The organism is Streptomyces malachitofuscus (genome assembly GCF_055571035.1).
Genome location: NZ_JBVIGA010000007.1, coordinates 197602 through 215094, shown reverse-complemented (window position 1 = coordinate 215094; position 17493 = coordinate 197602). Strand labels below are relative to the sequence as shown.

General features: G+C 73.4%; 10 protein-coding genes. All 10 read left to right on the top strand.

What is annotated here, in order from left to right:
* Positions 1–176: 176 nt before the first annotated feature.
* The 10 genes from ACZ44S_RS12970 to ACZ44S_RS12925 all read left to right on the top strand — a co-directional run bounded on the left by ACZ44S_RS12970 (position 177) and on the right by ACZ44S_RS12925 (position 17493).
* Entirely contained in the window at positions 177–1850 is a 1674-nt protein-coding gene (locus ACZ44S_RS12970; RefSeq protein ID WP_466927844.1) for a serine/threonine-protein kinase, read from the top strand.
* A gap of 374 nt (positions 1851–2224) precedes the next feature.
* A complete protein-coding gene (locus ACZ44S_RS12965) occupies positions 2225–3703 on the top strand; it encodes a sugar transferase (RefSeq protein WP_466927841.1) in 1479 nt (492 codons plus the stop codon).
* Between the two features lie 70 nt (positions 3704–3773).
* Complete coding sequence (locus tag ACZ44S_RS12960) at positions 3774–5090, top strand: nucleotide sugar dehydrogenase (protein ID WP_466927839.1); 1317 nt, start codon at positions 3774–3776, stop codon at positions 5088–5090.
* The gene (locus ACZ44S_RS12955) at positions 5080–6375 is read left to right on the top strand and encodes a glycosyltransferase family 4 protein (RefSeq protein ID WP_466927836.1); all 1296 of its coding nucleotides are present in this window, start codon (positions 5080–5082) and stop codon (positions 6373–6375) included. Before ACZ44S_RS12960 ends, ACZ44S_RS12955 begins: the two co-directional genes overlap by 11 nt.
* Positions 6372–7736, top strand: coding sequence for a Wzz/FepE/Etk N-terminal domain-containing protein (locus ACZ44S_RS12950; protein ID WP_466927833.1), 1365 nt, complete (start codon positions 6372–6374; stop codon positions 7734–7736). The genes ACZ44S_RS12955 and ACZ44S_RS12950 overlap by 4 nt, the downstream gene beginning before the upstream one ends.
* On the top strand, positions 7733–9466 hold the full coding sequence (locus ACZ44S_RS12945; RefSeq protein ID WP_466927831.1) for a Wzz/FepE/Etk N-terminal domain-containing protein: 1734 nt from the start codon (positions 7733–7735) through the stop codon (positions 9464–9466). The genes ACZ44S_RS12950 and ACZ44S_RS12945 overlap by 4 nt, the downstream gene beginning before the upstream one ends.
* Before the next feature lie 3 nt (positions 9467–9469).
* On the top strand, positions 9470–11401 hold the full coding sequence (gene asnB, locus ACZ44S_RS12940; protein WP_466927828.1) for an asparagine synthase (glutamine-hydrolyzing): 1932 nt from the start codon (positions 9470–9472) through the stop codon (positions 11399–11401).
* Between the two features lie 33 nt (positions 11402–11434).
* Positions 11435–13609, top strand: coding sequence for a bi-domain-containing oxidoreductase (locus ACZ44S_RS12935; protein ID WP_466927826.1), 2175 nt, complete (start codon positions 11435–11437; stop codon positions 13607–13609).
* Positions 13606–15960 carry an alginate lyase family protein gene (locus tag ACZ44S_RS12930; RefSeq protein ID WP_466927823.1) on the top strand — a complete coding sequence of 785 codons (2355 nt, stop codon included), beginning with the start codon at positions 13606–13608 and terminating at the stop codon, positions 15958–15960. The genes ACZ44S_RS12935 and ACZ44S_RS12930 overlap by 4 nt, the downstream gene beginning before the upstream one ends.
* 12 nt (positions 15961–15972) lie before the next feature.
* On the top strand, positions 15973–17493 hold the full coding sequence (locus tag ACZ44S_RS12925; RefSeq protein ID WP_466927820.1) for a right-handed parallel beta-helix repeat-containing protein: 1521 nt from the start codon (positions 15973–15975) through the stop codon (positions 17491–17493).

Here is a 17493-nt window from a genome sequence, read left to right as displayed (position 1 = left end):
GCGAGCCCCTCCCCGCTCCCACCGCGGGTCCGAGTCCCCTCCCGCGACCGGCGCCGAGCGATAGCCCCAACGCCTCGCCGGTTGAGCATGGGGAATGAGTTCTCGTACCCATGTGCCGGACCGGGGGGCTGGTTAGGCTGCGGGCAGGTCTGGTGGTCGGGGGAGGCGGGTGCGGAATGCGGCTGGCGGGCGGACCGGAGGAGCTCAGGGAAGGCGATCCCCGGGAGATCGGTGGCTATCCGCTGTACGCCCGTCTCGGTGAGGGCGGCATGGGGACGGTCTATCTGTCGCGCACGCGCGGGAACCGTCCGGTCGCGCTCAAGGTCATCCGGCGGGAGCACGCCGAGGACGCCCACTACCGGCGCCGTTTCGCGCGGGAGGCGCAGGCGGCCCGGAAGGTCGCCGGATACCACCTGGTTCCCGTACTCGACTTCGACACCGACGCCGAACAGCCCTGGATCGCCACCGCCTACCAGCCGGGCCCGGACCTGGGCTCCGTACTCGAGACGCACGGTCGCCTCCCGGTCGCGACCGTCCTGCAGATCACGGGGTGCGTGGCGCGGGCGCTGCAGGCCGTGCACACCGCCGGATACGTGCACCGGGACGTCAAGCCCGGCAACGTCCTGCTCGGGGCGGACGGCCCCTGGCTGATCGACTTCGGCATCGCGCGCTCCGCCGACTCCACCAACCTCACGGTCACCGGCGGCCTCGTGGGCACGCTGCGTTTCATGTCACCGGAGCAGGCGCGCGGCCGGGAGCCCGGGCCGCCCAGCGACGTGTTCTCCCTGGGACTGCTGGCCGCGGTGGCGGCAACCGGACACCACCCGTACGGGGATGACGAGGGCGTGGCCGTCGCGGCGGCGATCGCCGGTACGGACACGCGCCCGCCCCTCCTCGACGGTTGTCCCGGGCCCGTGCGACGCGTCCTGCGGGCCGCGCTCGCCGCCGACCCCGGAGACCGGCCGGACGCGGCGGAACTGGCGGCGCTGTGCGAGGACGCGGCCGGGCGTCCACTGACCGACTTCGGCGACTGGCTCCCCGGCCCCGTCGCCTCCGCCGTGGCGTCGCTGGAGACGGAGGTGGCCAGGCTCGCCTCGCCTTCGCGGACGGCCGGCCCCCTGCCGCCGCCACCCGTGCCCGCCGGCTTCGGGCCGCCCCCGCTCATGCCCCCGGCACCTCACCGTACGGAACAGGCGTCGCCGGCACGACGTGTACGGGTACTGACCGCCGCACTCGCCGTACTCGCCGTGGCGGGCGCGGCCGTGGCCGTCGCGTCGATGTGGCGGGAGGGCACCGACCGGACGGAGGGCACCGGGCGGCCCGGCACCGGCGCCCCGTCCGCCACACAGCCGGACGCGTCGAAGCGGCCGGCGCAGGACGACGCCGACGGCGGGCGCGCCGTGCCGCATGCCCCACCGGGCTACCGGCTGGTCTTCGCCAACAAACCCTTCACGTTCGCCCCGCCCCCGGGGAGCGACCGAGCCACCCACCTGGATCTGGACGTGCCCCGGTCCACGCACATGGAGCGCGGAGCGCTTCCCGGACCGGCGGAACTCGTCTACAACTCCGACGGCTGGCTGGGCAGCATCCTCGTGGTCGTCGGGGAGCGGAAAACCGTCTGCACGGAGGAACAGCAGACAGCCGTCCTGTCCCACCCGCTGCCCGCCGCCGAACTGCGCCTGGGGCGACAGGTGAAGGTGGGCACCATCCTGTGCGCCATCACCAGCAACGACAGCGTCGCGGAGGCGCAGATCACCGAGATCGTACCGGGAGAGGGCCCCGAGGGACTCCCGACATTCAAGGGATACGTCACCGTGTGGAAGGGCCCCGCGAGCGGCCGGCAGGGCTGAACGCCGCCGGGGACATCACCGGAGCACGGGGCTCCCCTCGGCCCGGCGGGGCCACCGGCCGGTACATCTGGCTCGAACCTTCAACACATTTTCCACACAACCCCTCTTCAACACTGACCTCCATGGTCTAGATTGACCGTGCTTCAGCTGTTCGAGCACGAGGCGACCGTTACCGGTCCTTAGGTCCGGCGCCACCGAAAGCCAGCAGTCGCGTCCCCGGCACCGCACATGGGGATGATCGAGTTCCACGCACCTCGCACGTCCGGCGGGGCGGCACCTGCGCCGCCGCCGGGACAGTTGTACGAGCACCTCTGAAACACCGGGATGTCATGTTCGGGGGGCGGGGGCCTCCCGAGGGGGACCTGGGGGGTTCTGTGCGGCAAGGGGGATTAGTCAGCCCGTTTCCGTCGGCGCGCGGGCGTCTGGCGAACGGGGAGATCGGCCAACCCGCGAGCGACTGGGAGCAGCGGTACCGCCGTACCGTGATCACCAGTGACAGCGTGACCACCGCCGTCGTCGTCTCGGCGATCGGTAACTTCTTCGGGGCCCGGGACGCGGCCAACTGGCATGAGAAATGGGGCATCTTAGCCTTCGGGACCTGGCTGCTGGTGCTGGGGGCGCTCGCCGTCAGCCGGTCGTGGGCCCCGGCCGTGCTCGGTCAGGGGGCCGAGGAGTTCCGCCGGCTCGGTCGCTCGCTGTTCGCGGCGACCGTCGTCCTGGCGCTCGGCGGGATCGCCCTCACCTCGCGCAACATCAAGCTCTGGATCTTCGTCGCGGTCCCCGCGATCGCGATCGTCACCATGACCGCGCGGTATCTGCTGCGTCTGTGGCTGCACAAGCAGCGCAAGGACGGGCGGTGTTTAAGACCGGTGCTCGCCGCCGGGAGCCCCGACACCGTGCGCGACCTGATCACCCGGACCCGCAAGTTCCCGCACCTCGGCTGGCGGGTGGACGCCGTGTGCACCCCGGACGGTCACCGGCTCGGCGGTGACCGGCTGGACGGGGTGCCGGTCGTCGGCCGGCTGACGGACGTGGCGGACCACGTCCACCGCGACGGCTACCGTGTCGTCGCGGTCACACCGGATCCGCACTGGTCACCGCACCGGCTGCGGCGGCTGGCCTGGAGCCTCGAAGGCAGCGACGCCGAGATGATCGTGGCGCCCGTGCTGATGGAGGTGGCCGGTCCGCGGCTGCACGTCGACGCGGTGCTCGGGATCCCGCTGCTGCGGGTCAGCATGCCGGCCTTCACCGGGGGCCGCCGGGTGGTCAAAGGGGTGGTCGACCGGCTGGGCGCGGCGGTCCTGCTGCTGCTCTTCGCGCCGCTGATGGTGTGCGTCGGACTGCTCGTGCTGACGACCGGCCGGGGCGGGGTCTTCTACCGTCAGCGAAGGGTCGGCAAGGACGGCCGCGAGTTCACCATCCTCAAGTTCCGCACCATGGTCGCCGGGGCCGACCGGGCCCGTGCCGCGCTGGCCGACCGGAACGAGGGCGCCGGACCACTGTTCAAGCTCCGGCGGGATCCGCGGGTGACCCGGGTGGGAGCGGTGCTGCGCCGCTGGTCGGTCGACGAACTCCCGCAGCTTTTCAACGTGCTCACCGGATCGATGTCGCTCGTCGGTCCGCGGCCCCCGCTGCCGGAGGAATCCGCCGCCTACGGCCCGGACATCCGGCGGCGGCTGCTGGTCAAACCCGGGCTCACCGGCCTGTGGCAGATCAGCGGGCGCAGCGACCTGTCATGGGAGGAGGCGGTCCGGCTGGACCTGCGGTACGTGGAGGACTGGTCGCTCGCCCTGGACACAGTGATCTTGTGGAAGACGCTGCGTGCGGTGCTCCACGGGCAGGGCGCCTACTGATGCGCGGCGGTCGTCTGACGGCCGCGCGGACCGCAGGCCGCCGGGGCCTGCCTGGGGGGAGGAACGGATCATGAGAGTCAGCGTGTTCGGGCTCGGCTACGTGGGCTGCGTGTCGGCCGCGTGCCTGGCCGACATGGGGCACGAGGTCGTCGGGGTGGACGTGAACCGGGTGAAGGTCGACCTGGTCAACGCCGGCAGGGCCCCGGTGGTCGAGGAACGGATCGGCGAGCTGGTCGCCGAGGTGGTGCGGACCGGGGCGTTACGCGCCACCGGTGACGTCCGCGAGGCCATCCGGGACAGCGAGATCTCGCTCGTCTGCGTGGGCACGCCGTCGGAACCCAACGGCAGCCTGTGCACGACGTACCTGGAGCGGGTCACCGAGCAGATCGGCGCCGCGCTCGCCGAGCGGGGCGGGCGGCACACCGTCGTGTTCCGCAGCACGATGCTCCCGGGCACCTGTCTGAACCTGCTGGTGCCGATCCTGGAGAAGTACCTCGGCGGCACGGCCGGCGTGGACGTCTCGGTCGCCGTCAACCCGGAGTTCCTGCGCGAGGGCACGAGCGTGCGGGACTTCTTCGACCCGCCCAAGACCGTCATCGGCGAACTCGACCCGGCGAGCGGCGACATGGTGGCGGCGCTGTACGAGGGGCTGCCCGGCGAGGTGTTCCGGGTGCCCATCCCGACGGCCGAGGCCATCAAGTACGCGGACAACGCCTTCCACGGTCTCAAGATCGGCTTCGCGAACGAGCTGGGCGCGGTGTGCCAGGCGCTCGGTGTGGACTCGCACCAGGTGATGGACGTGTTCCTGGCCGACCGCAAGCTGAACATCAGCCCCGCCTATCTGCGGCCCGGCTTCGCCTTCGGCGGCTCCTGCCTGCCCAAGGACCTGCGGAGCCTGGTCCACGCGGCGCAGCGGGCCGATGTCTCGGTGCCCATCCTCGCCCATGTGCTGCCCTCCAACGCCGACCATCTGCAGCGCGCGGTGGAACTGGTCGAGCGGACCGGAAAGCGCCGGGTGGGACTGTTCGGGCTGTCCTTCAAACCGGGCACCGACGACCTGCGCGAGAGCCCGCTCGTCGAGCTGGCGGAGAGACTCTTCGGCAAGGGGTACGACCTGAAGATCCATGACTCCCACGTGAGTCTGTCCCGGCTGCTGGGCGCGAACCGCGAGTACGTCGAGACCCGGCTGCCGCACCTCGCGCAGCTGCTCGCGGACTCCGTCGACGAGGTCCTCGAGCACGCGGAGGTGTGTCTGGTGGGGACCAGGGACCCGGCCGTGCTGTCGGCGCTGCCGCACGGCGACGCCCCGGTGATCGTCGATCTCGTCCGCCTCCCCGACGCCGAGGCGCGCCGGGCCGAACCGGGGTACATGGGCCTTGCCTGGTGACACATCGTTCGCAGACCCGTCGGCCGGGGACGGCGCCGGCCGCGACCGCCCGGGCCGGCGCGCTCTGATCCTCGTGGAGAACCTGTCGGTGCCGTTCGACCGGCGGGTGTGGCAGGAGTGCACGACGCTGCGCGACGCGGGCTGGGAGGTGCACGTCATCTGCCCGCGGGGAAGCAAGCGGGACACCGAGCCGGAGGCGGTGATCGACGGCGTGCGGATCCACCGCTACCCGCTGCGCGCGGCCACCGGAGGGCCGGCCGGCTATCTGCGGGAGTACGGAGCGGCGCTGTGGCACACGGCCCGGCTGGCCCGGAAGGTCGGCCCGGTGGACGTGGTCCACGCCTGCAACCCGCCCGACCTGCTGTTCCTCCCGGCCCTGTGGCTCAAGCGGCGCGGCGCGCGGTTCGTCTTCGACCAGCACGACCTGGTGCCCGAGCTGTACCTCTCCCGGTTCGGCCGCGGCAAGGACGTGCTGTACCGCGCCGTGTGCGCGCTGGAACGGATGACCTACCGGGCCGCGGACGTCGTGCTCGCCACCAACGAGAGCTACCGGGACGTCGCCGTGCGCCGCGGCGGCCGGCGTCCGGCGGACGTCTTCGTGGTGCGCAGCGCCCCCGGCACCGACCGGTTCCGTCCGGTGCCGCCCGAACCGGAGCTGAAGCACGGCAAGCCATATCTGCTGTGCTATCTCGGCGTCATGGGCCCGCAGGACGGCGTCGACTACGCCCTGCGGGCGCTGGCGAAGCTGCGCGACGAGGTGGGGCGGACCGACTGGCACGCGGTGTTCGTCGGTTCCGGTGACGCCTTCGACGCGATGGTCGAACTGACCCGGCGGCTCGGGCTGGAGGACCAGGTCCGGTTCACCGGGCGCATTCCGGACGCCGACCTGTTGCGCCATCTGTCCACCGCGGACGTGTGCCTCTCCCCCGACCCGCGCAATCCGCTCAACGACGTGTCGACCATGAACAAGGTCCTGGAGTACATGGCGATGGGCCGGCCGATCGTCTCGTTCGACCTGAAGGAGGCGCGGGTCTCCGCCGGAGAGGCCGCCCTCTACGCGCCGGCCAACGACGAGGCCGAGTTCGCCAAGCGCATCGCGCTGCTGCTGGACGACCCGGAGCAGCGGGCCCGGATGGGCAGGATCGGCCAGGAACGGATCAGCGGGGAGCTCTCCTGGCGGCACTCGCAGACGTCGCTGCTCGCCGCCTACGCCGCTGCCTGCCGTGACCGGGCCCCGGTGGCGGCGGGCCCTCGGAGCAGAACAGGGAAGAGGCCGCGCCGTTGAGCGACGACACGATACGCCTGGCCACGGTCGGGCGGGTGATCCATCGGCGGTGGCGGCTGCTCGCCGTCCTCACCGTGCTCGGCGCGCTCGTCGGTCTCGGCGCCTCGCTGCTGTTCCCGCCGCGCTACACGACATCGGCCTCGGTCCTGCTGTCGGGACAGTGGGAGGAACGCGAACTGCTGACCCAGGCGGAGATGGTGACCGGTTCGGCGGTGCTCGACCGCGCGGCCGCGCAGCTCGGCGGCGGCAGCGGCACCGAGCTGCGGGACCAGGTGGGCGTCGGGACCGGCGACGGGAACATCGTCAAGATCTCGGGCACGGCCGACACCCCGGAGGGTGCGCAGCGGCTCGCCGACCGGGTGGCCGAGGAGTACGTCGCGTTCGCCGCGCGGCTCGCGGGCGACACCGCCGACCCCGACGCGGCGGCGCGGCCCGAGGAACTGCGCAGGACGGTCCTGCAGACCAGCCGCCGCATCACCGACCTGGCCGAGGCGGCCGATCCGGGCCGGAGCGTGGAGAGCGTCCAGGGCCGTACCGAGCTCGAGAAGCTGCGCACCACGCTGCAGGAGGCCATGGAGAAGCTGGAGGAGGCCGACCCTGCGCTCAACAGGGCCAACATGGTCGTGATGGGGCCGGCGGCCCGGCCCGACGGCGAGGCACCGCCCACGAGGCTGCACCTCGTCCTCGCCGGGGCGCTGCTGTTCTTCCTGCTCACGGTCGTCGGTCATCTCGCCGCCGCACGGATGAGCCGTCGGCTGCGCACCGAACCGGAGATCGCCGCGGCGCTGGGCTCCTCGCTGCTCGGCACGGTGGACGTGCCCGCCGAACGGTCCGTCCGGGCACCGGAGGCCCGGGGCAGGCGGGCCCGGATCCGTCGGCTGCTGGGCGTCGACGTCCCGTGGGACGTCCCGGCCCCGCGGGCCTCGGGCGACGAGGCCTCCAGGCAGCTGCGCCACCGGCGGGTGTGCGCCCGCCTCAGGGACCGGATGCCGTCCTCCGGGCGTGAGGTGCTGGTGGTCGTGCCGGACGGCGACGAGGTCGCCCGCCGGGCCGCCGCGCGGCTCGTGGACGAGGCCGCCGGCGATCCTGCGCTGCGGGTGGTCGAGGTTTCCGTGGACCGGCCCACGCTGCCGGACCGCGACGACGAGTCCGGCGCCCTGGTCGTGCTCGGCACGGGCGGCTGGACCGCCGGTGAGCTCGCCGGTGTCGCCGGGGCCTGCGCGGACGCGGGACACGAGATCGTCGGCGTCGTCGTCGCCGGCACGGTCCGGGCCCGTCCGGCGCGGACCGCCGGCCGGTCGGCGCCGCCCGCCGCACCGGCGCTCGCGGGCGGCGGCGACGCGAGGGGAGGTCCGGCGTGACAACGGACAGGACGCCGGAGTCGTCGGCGGCCGCGCCGCTCCTCGACCTGCAGGCGCTGGTGGTCGCGGTGCGCAGGCGCCGCCGCATCTGGTGTGCGACGGCGCTGCTGGGACTGCTGGCCGGCGCGGCGGTGGCGGTCCTGATGCCGCCGCCGCCCACCGCGGTGACCACGGTGCTGGTCGCGCACGAGGGGGATCAGCCGAGTGACCCCGGAACGCTCATCCGCACCGATGCCGCGCTGTTGCAGACCACACGGATCGCCGACCGGGCCCTGCGGGACCTCGGCTCCCCGGAGAGCCCGAGGGACTTCATGCGCGACTACCGGGGCACCGGCCTGACCAACAACCTGCTGCGGATCGAGGTGACGGGCGACAGCGACACGGAAGCGGTGGCCCGCGCCGAGGCGCTGGCCGACGCGTTCGTCGCGGACCACGTGCGGCGGATACGACAGGCCGCGGACGCCGAGGCCGAGGCTCTGCTCGGCCGGCGTGACGAGCTGCGGGACGAACTCGCCCGGATCAACGAGGAGATCGGGGACGGACCGTCGGCAGACGGCCCGGAGGCGTCGGCGAACCTCGAGTCGCTGTTCGCCCGGCGGGCCGAACTCACCTCCCGCATCACCGACTTCGCGCAGCGTGCCGAGGAGGCGAGCCTGGGCACGCCCCGGCTGGTCGCGGGCACGCAGGTCGTGGACGCCGCGCGCGCGGTGGACCACTCCCTGCCCCGGACCGCCGCGACCAACGCCGGGATCGGGTTCGTCCTCGGCCTGGCGCTCGGTCTGGCGCTGGCCGCCGTCGGCGCGGTCGTGGCGGACCGTCCCGTGCTGCGCCGGGAGATCGCGGCGAACCTCGGCGCCTCGGTCCTCGCCGAGCTGCCCCGCCGGACGGTACGGCCGTGGCGGCGCCGGAGGGTCCGGGCGGCGCGGACGAGGCTCACGGCCTCCCTGGCCCGCACCGTGCGGGGCTCCGCGGAACCGGTGTCGCTGCTGGAGCTGGGCTGTGCGCGCGCCGCGAGCGCGATCGCCCTGGATCTCGCGGGCGCGCTGGCGGCGACGGAGCCGGTGGCCGTCGTCGACGGTCTGCCCGGCGCACAGCTCGCCCGGCGCCGTCCGAAGCCCGGGGACCCCGCCGTGATCGGCGGGGCGGACACCCTCGCCGGGCCGGCCCGGGACCACCGCACCACCCCCCACCCGGAAACACCCGACACCCACATCGCCACTCCCCCCGGCCCCCGTCCGCAACCCGCGGACCCCGCCATGGCCGACAGGGCAGACACCCTCGCCGGGCCGGCCCGGGACCACCGCACCACCCCCGACCCGGAGACGCCCGAGACACGCGTGGACACTCCCCTGCGCCGTCCGAAGCCCGGGAACCCCGGTGTCGTCGAGTCGCCCTCCGGGCGCCGGATCGGCGTGGGCTCGGTGGCGCCGGGCACCGCGTGGACCGACCTGCGGTACCTCGGCACCCGGACCGTGCTGGTGGTGCGGGCCGGGCACGGCAGCGCCGCGTGGCTGCACACCGTGGCGCGGCAACTGGCCGACCAGCGCATCGCGGTGATCGGTGTGGTGCTGATCGACCCGGACCCGCGGGACCGGACCGACGGCACGTTGTGGGAGGTCCCGCACACCGCGCCGCGCGGCCGGAGCGAGCGGTCGGCCCGGATCAACGGGACGGAGCGGACGCCGGTGCGGACGGCACGGGTCGCGGACGTCGAGCAGGAGGCGCGGTAGGACATGTGTGGCATCTCAGGCACCTACCGGTGGCCGGACGGGAAGGCCGTGACCGACCGGCTCACCGAGACCCTCGCGCACCGCGGTCCGGACGGGGCGGGCCGGTACAGTCACGCCGCCGGTGACGGCGAGGTGCACCTCGGGCACCGCCGGCTGGCCGTCATCGACCTGTCCGGGACCGGCGCCCAGCCGATGGTCTCGGGCGGCCTCGCCCTGACGTACAACGGCGAGCTCTACAACGCGCCCGAACTGCGTGCCGAGCTGACGGCCGCCGGTGTGCGCTTCCGCGGTACGTCGGACACCGAGGTGCTGCTGGAGGCATGGCGGCGCTGGGGGACGGACTGCCTGCCCCGGCTGCGCGGCATGTTCGCGTTCGGGATCTTCGACGAGCGGACCGGTGAGCTGGTGCTCGCCCGCGACCAACTGGGCATCAAGCCGCTGTTCCTCCTCCGGCGCGGCGAGGGACTGGTGTTCGCCTCCGAGCTCAAGGCGCTCGCCGCCGTGACCGGCGGGTCGCTGGAGGTGGACCCCGCGGCGCTGGTGGCCTCGCTGCTGTACTACTGGGTGCCGGACTCCCGGTGCGCGTACCGCGGGGCGGAGAAGCTGCCGCCGGGGACCTGGCTGAGGATCCGGCCCGACGGCGGGGTGCGGCGCGGCCGGTACTGGAGTCTGAAGGACGTGGCCGCCGAGGGCAGGGAGCGGGCCCGAAGCGGTGCGCAGCCGGACCTGGCGGCGGTCGTCGAGGAGTCGACACGACGGCACCTGCTCTCCGACGTTCCCGTGGCGGCCTTCCTCTCCGGGGGACTCGACTCCAGCTATCTGACCGCGCTCGCGGCCCGCGACCGGCCCGGGATCCCCGCCTACACGATCGGGTTCCGCGCCGAGGACGCCCGGTTCGAGGCGATGCCGGACGACCTGCGCTACGCCCGGCAGGTGGCCGAGCGGTTCGGCGTCGACCTGCGGGAGATCGAGATCGCTCCGGACGTGCTCGACCTGCTGCCGCGGATGACGTACCACCTGGACGAGCCGATCGGCGATCCCGCCGCCATCAACACGTTCCTGATCTGCTCGGCCGCCCGGGAGGCCGGCGTCAAGGTGATGCTCTCGGGGATGGGCGCCGACGAACTGTTCGCCGGGTACCGCAAGCATCTGGCCAACGTGCTCGCGCTGCGCTACCAGCGCGTTCCGCGGCCCCTGCGGCGCGGGATGTCCCGGGTCGTGGACCGGCTGCCGGTCGCGACGAGCCGCCGGGGGTACCGGTCGGTGCGCTTCGCCAAGCGGTTCCTCTCCTTCGCCGATCTGCCGGAGGAGACCGCGTTCCGGCGCAGCTACACCCTGTACGACCGGGACGAGCTGCTCGCCCTGGTCGATCCGGACCTGGCCCCGGCGGTCGAGGACGTGCTGGCCGAGCACGCGGACGTCTACGACGACAACGACCTCGACGACTTCGTCAACCGCATGTGCCTGGGCGACGCCCGGATGTTCCTGCCGGGCCTGAACCTCGCGTACACCGACCGGTCGAGCATGGCCGCGTCGACCGAGGTGCGGGTGCCGTACGTGGACGTCGAGGTGGTCAGGGCGGCGTTCGCCGTGCCGGGCCATCGCAAGATCGTCGGACGGCAGGGCAAGGCAGTCCTCAAGGAGGCGGCCGCCTCGGTGCTGCCCCGGGAGATCGTCTACCGGCCCAAGGGCCTGTTCAGCGCCCCGCTGCGGGCGTGGATGAGCCGGGACCTGGCGCCGCTGGTGCGCGAGGTGGTGCACGACGGCGTACTCGTCCGTTCCGGGTTCCTGCGCCGCGACGCGCTCCAGCGGCTCGTCGCCGAGGACGCCGCCGGGCAGCGGGACTTCTCCAAGCATCTGTGGCACGTGCTGACGCTCGAGTACTGGTACCGCGGCGCGACCTCCGGGTCCGGCCGGACATCCCTGACGGCGTAGAGACAGACGGCGTAGAGACGAAGAGGACTTCGGGTGAAACAGGTCGTACAGAACTACAAGAGCGGCGAACTGGCACTGCTCGACGTGCCGGAGCCGGGCTGCAAGCCGGGCGGGGTGCTGGTGCGGACCGCCTACTCGCTGATCTCCACCGGAACCGAGCTCATGAAGGTCTCCGAGGCCGGCATGTCGATGCTGGGGAAGGCCCGCTCCCGGCCGGACCAGGTGGCCAAGGTCGTGCAGAGCGTGGCCGTCAACGGGGTGCCCGCCACCTACCGCAAGGTGATGGGCAAGCTGGACTCCTACACGCCGCTGGGCTACTCGCTGTGCGGGGTGGTCGAGCAGGTCGGCGCGGGCATCGACGACGTGGCGGTCGGCGACCTCGTGGCCTGCGCCGGCAACGAGCACGCGCTGCACGCCGAAGTGAACTGGGTGCCGAAGAACCTCTACGCCCCGGTGCCGGACGGTCTCGCGCCGCGGCACGCGGCCTTCGGCACGGTCGGGTCGATCGCATTGCAGGGGGTGCGCCGCGGCGAGCCGCAGCTGGGCGACGTGGCGCTGGTCATCGGCCTCGGGCTGATCGGGCAGCTGGTGGTGCAGCTGCTGGCCGCGTCGGGGGTGAGGGTCGTCGGGGCCGATCCCGATCCGGTGCGCTGCGAACTCGCCGAGCGCCTCGGCGCCGCGGCCTGCGGCGATCCCGCGTCCGCGGCCGTCGAGGGGGCCGTCGCCGACCTCACCGGCGGTCTGGGCGTGGACCAGGTGTATCTGGCCGCCGGCGGCGGCAGCAACCAGCCCGTCGAGCTGGCCGCCCGGCTGAGCCGGGACCGCGGCCGGGTCGTCGACATCGGCAAGTGCAGCCTGGACCTGCCGTGGAACGCGTACTACGAGAAGGAGCTCGACGTCCGGTTCTCCCGTTCGTACGGCCCCGGGCGGTACGACCCGGAGTACGAGCTCGAGGGTCGGGACTACCCGATCGGCTATGTGCGCTGGACGGAGCGCCGCAACCTGGCGTGCTTCCTCGATCTGGTCGCCCGCGGCCGCGTCGACGTGGAGCCCCTGGTCTCCCACATCGCCGACTTCGAGGACGCCGTCAAGACGTACCAGCGTCTGAAGGACGGCGAACTGAAGGCCGTGGCCGTGCTGTTCCGGTACGCGGAGCACGAGGGGGAAGGCCGGGCCGCCCCGTTGGTGGCCGTGCCCGCCGTGCGCACGGGGCACAGGCCGGTGAGGGCGGCCGGGACGCCCGTGCGCCTCGCGTTCGTCGGCGCCGGGAACTACGCGACGTCCATGCTGCTGCCGCACCTGGCGGGGCGCGACGGCGTCGAACTCGCCACGGTCGTCACCACGACGGCGCTGTCCGCGGCCAACGCCCAGCGGAAGTTCGGGTTCGCCGGGGCGACCACCGATCTGGACGCCGTGCTCGGCGACGAGTCCGTCGACGCGGTGTTCGTGGTGACCCGGCACAGCACGCACGCGGACCTCACGAGGAAGGCCCTCCTCGCCGGCAAGGCGGTCTTCGTGGAGAAGCCGCTGGCGCTCACCGAGGACGAACTGGCCGGTGTGCTCGCGGCGGTGGAGGAGTCCGGCAACGACCGGCTGCAGGTGGGCTTCAACCGCCGGTTCGCGCCGCTGCTGCGGGAGGCCAGGCAGCGGTTCGGCGCCCGGACCGGTCCGGCGAGCCTGCGCTATCTCGTCAACGCGGGGCGGCTCGACCACGGCAGCTGGTACCTCCGGCAGGGCACCGAGGGCTCCCGGTTCGCCGGCGAGGGCGGGCACTTCATCGACACGGCGAGCTGGCTGCTGGACGCCGACCCGGTCTCGGTGTACGCGGTCGCCGCGTCCGGCAACGAGGACCTGCAGATCGTGCTGCGCTACCCGGACGGTTCCACCGCCGCCCTCAGCTACGTCACCAACGGGCCTTCCGGGTTCCCCAAGGAGACGCTGGACCTCATCGCGGACGGCAAGGTGCTGCGGCTCGACGACTTCGTCCGGGCCTCGGTGTACGACCGCAAGCGGTGGGTCAGTTCGCGGCTGCCACAGGCTCGGGACAAGGGCCAGAACGCCGAACTGGCCGCGTTCGTCAAGGCGGTGCGGACCGGTGGGCCGATGCCGGTGCCGCTGCGGTCGCTGGTGGCCACCACGACGGCCACCCTCGCCGTGGAGGCCGGCCTGGCGGCGGGCGCGCCGGTGACGCTGGCGGGGGCGCGATGACCATGAGCGCGGGCTGGTACCTGCGGCGGCTGTCCCGGATGGGGCCGCGGGAGATCGGCGGCCGGGTGGGCGACACGGTGCGCAGGCGGCGGTGGCGGTCGGGGCTGCCGGACTGCCCTGCCGTGACCGGCGCGCGGTTCACCGCGGTGCTGCCCGCCGGGGCGATCGCCGCGGTGCCCGCGGACGCCGCGAAGCGTCTCCTCGCCGACGCGGACCGGCTGATGGCCGGGCACGTCGAGTTCTTCGGCGTGGACCGCGACGACCTGGTGGACCCGGACTGGTGGTACGACCCGAAGACCGGGCGCCGGGCCCCCTGGGGTTACGCCTTCGGCGTGCCGTACCGGAACGAGGAGGTGGTCGGGGACATCAAGCAGATCTGGGAACCGTCCCGGCACCAGTACCTCACCCGGCTCGCCGCCGCCTACGCGATCACCGGGAACGAGCGGTACGCCGAGCGGGTGGCCGAGCATCTGCGGTCGTGGTGGTCGGCCAACGCGCCGCTGCGCGGGGTGCACTGGACCAGCGGCATCGAGCTGGGCATCCGGCTGCTGTCCTGGGTGTGGATCCGCCGGCTGCTCGACGGCTGGCCGGGCGCGGCCGGACTGTTCGAGGACAACCCGGTGGCGCACCACCAGATCTGGCACCACCAGCGCTGGCTGGCCGCGTTCCCCAGCCGTGGCTCGTCGGCGAACAACCACGTCATCGCCGAGGCGGCCGGGCAGTTCGCCGCGTCCTGCGCGTTCGGGTGGTTCCCCGCCTCGGCCCGCTGGCGGGCCGACGCGCTGCGGTCGCTCGAGCGGCATCTGCGGGCCAACACCTTCGGCTCCGGCCTCAACCGCGAACTGGCCACCGAGTACCACGGGCTGGTGCTGGAACTCGGACTCGCCGCGGTGGCCGAGGCGGACACCGCGGGGGTACCGGTTCCCGCGTCGGTCCGGCTGGTGCTGCTGCGGATGACCGACGCCCTCGCGGCCGTCGTGGACAACCGGTTACGGCCGCCGCGCCAGGGGGACGCGGACGACGGGCACGGCCTGGTCGTGGACGGCGCGGGCACCGACCGCTGGGCCTCCCTGCTGGCCACCGGGGACGCCGTGTTCGGCCGGCGCGACTGGTGGCCGGAGGTGACCGCCACCGATGTCCGCACCCCGCTGCTCACCGCGCTGATCCGCCCGGGCACCGATCCGGAACCTCCCGCCCGCCCACCGGCCCGGGACGTCCACCCGAACCGCCCTGTGCCCCTCCCCCGGCAACTCCGCCCGGACCCCGACAGCTGGCTCCCCGACACCGACCCCACGACGCCCCTCACCCGACAGCCCCACGACACGGCCGACAGGCCCGCCCGCACGCCGCCCCCCGACAACCCTCACCGGCCCGTCCCCGACACCGGACCCCGGCCCACGACCCCGCCGGCCCGAGCGGTCGACGCCGGGTCCGGGAGTCCGCTCCGTGCGGTCGTCGGTACCCGTCCACGCGGCATCGCGTCGCCTGCCGCGTGGCTCCGCCGTGGGGCCGGACGCGGGGAGCGGGTGGCGGGCAGCGTGGTGGCCGCGCTGCGTACGGGCGGCGGGGGCCGGAGGACCGGCCCCGCGCCCGCCGTGTCCCGGCCGGTGAGCCGGCCCGGGCACTTCCCCGACGCGGGGCTCACCATCCTGCGCGGGCCGGAGAAGATCTGGTGCCGTTGCGACGGCGGTCCGCACGGCTTCCTGTCCATCGCGGCGCACGCCCACGCGGACGCGCTCTCCGTTGAGGTCCGGCACGACGGCGTGGACGTGCTCGCCGATCCGGGGACGTACTGCTACCACGGGCAGCCCGAATGGCGGCAGTACTTCCGGTCCACCCTCGGCCACAACACCCTGGAACTGGACGGCGCCGACCAGTCCGTCTCCGGCGGCCCGTTCCTGTGGACCCGGCATGCGCGCAGCCGCGTCCTGACCGTGGACACGACCGCCGAGGGCGTGTCCCGCTGGTGCGCCGAGCACGACGGCTACCGGGGCTCCGTGCACCGCCGCCGGGTGGAACTGATGGCCGCGCGCCGGGAGTTGCGGGTGGTCGACGCGGTGCGCGGTCCGCGCCGGGCCGTGCGCCTGGCGTTCCACCTCGGCCCGGCGATCGCGTCGGACCTGGAGGGGAACCGGGCCGCGCTCACCTGGACCCGGGACGGCGAGGAGCGCTCCGCGGTGCTCGAGCTGCCCGAGCAGCTGTCCTGGCGGGCGCACCGCGGCGAGAACGACCCGCCGGTGGGCTGGTACTCGCCCGGCTTCGGACGCAAGGAACCGGCGACCACGCTGGTCGGCACCGGTTCCACCGGCGGCGCGGAGGAACTCACGACCGTACTCGGGTTCGGCGGCTAGGGGGGAGGACTCGTGGGGAGCACGTGGCGGCACCGGGCGACGGCGGTGGCACCGCTGGCGCTGGTCCTGCTGGCCGCGACCGGCTGTGAGAGCACGCCCGACGCGCGGCCGAAACCGACGGCCGGGCCGGCCGCGCCGGTGGCCCGGGTGTGCGCGAAGCCCGTCGCCGGGCCGGAGAAGCCGCCGCCGGGCGCGGTGACGGTCGACCCCGCGGTGACCGGTGACCTGGCCGCGAAGACCAGGAGCAACCCCCCGAACACCACGTTCTGGCTCCGGCCCGGCAAGCACCGGCTCGAACCGGACCGTTACGCCCAGGTCCTCCCCAAGCGCGGGAACAGTTACGTCGGCGCGCCGGGCGCGGTGCTCGACGGCCGCAGTACCAACCAGTACGCCTTCGGCGGCACCGCGCGTGACGTCACCATCCGCCATCTGACCGTGCGGGGCTTCGTCGCACCCCACAACGAGGGCGTGGTCAACCACGACTCGGCCGACGGATGGGTGATCGAGCACGCGACGATCCGGGACAACTCCGGTGCCGGGCTGATGGCCGGTGCCCGCCAGCAGGTCCGTGCCAGCTGTCTGCGCGACAACGGCCAGTACGGCATGAACGCCTACAAGGCCGACGGCCCCCTCGAGGACCTGGTGGTCGAGGGCAACGAGATCACGGGCAACAACACCGGCGACTGGGAGCGGCGGCGCCCGGGCTGCGGCTGCACCGGAGGCGTCAAGTTCTGGGCCGTCGACGGCGCCGACATCCGCGGCAACTGGGTGCACGACAACCGCGGGACCGGGTTGTGGGCGGACACCAACAACAACGACTTCCGCATCGAGGGCAACGTGCTGGAGGCCAACGACGGTGCCGCGCTGATCTACGAGACCAGCTACAACGCGGTCGTGCGGAACAACATGATCCGGCGGAACAACTGGGTCGAGGGCCGCCGGTACGCCGACCGCGGCGACGCCTTCCCGTTCGCGACCGTCTACATCTCCGAGTCCGGCGGCGAACCGCGGGTGCGGGCCCGCACGGACAAGATCGAGATCCACCGGAACGTGCTGGAGCACAACTGGTCCGGGATCACCCTGTGGGAGAACGCCGACCGGTTCTGCAACAGCCCCGCCAACACCTCCTCCGGTGACTGCACACTGCTGGTGGAGGACACCGCCCGCTGCGCACAGCCGGCGATCGCCACCGCACCGCTCTACTCCGACTGCCGGTGGAAGACCCAGCGGGTGGACATCCACGACAACCGCTTCGTGCTGGACAAGTCCGTCGTCGACTGCACGACGCGGTGCGACCGGATGGCGGTGCTGGCCAACTACGGCACCTATCCGAAGTGGTCGCCGTACCGGGGTGAGCGGGTGGCCGAGGCGATCACCCGCGAGCAGCACAACCGCTGGCACGACAACGTCTACGTCGGACCGTGGCAGTTCGTCGCCCACGACCCGAGCCGGGTGGTCGGCCCCGAGCAGTGGCAAGGCGCCCCGTACCGGCAGGACGCGGGCAGCACCTTCCGTGCGCAGGACGGTGGTTGA

Coding starts and splice junctions, on each gene's coding strand:
- ACZ44S_RS12970 (WP_466927844.1), top strand. CDS start 177: ATGCGGCTGGCGGGCGGACCGGAGGAGCTCAGGGAAGGCGATCCCCGG.
- ACZ44S_RS12960 (WP_466927839.1), top strand. CDS start 3,774: ATGAGAGTCAGCGTGTTCGGGCTCGGCTACGTGGGCTGCGTGTCGGCC.
- asnB (WP_466927828.1), top strand. CDS start 9,470: ATGTGTGGCATCTCAGGCACCTACCGGTGGCCGGACGGGAAGGCCGTG.
- ACZ44S_RS12930 (WP_466927823.1), top strand. CDS start 13,606: ATGACCATGAGCGCGGGCTGGTACCTGCGGCGGCTGTCCCGGATGGGG.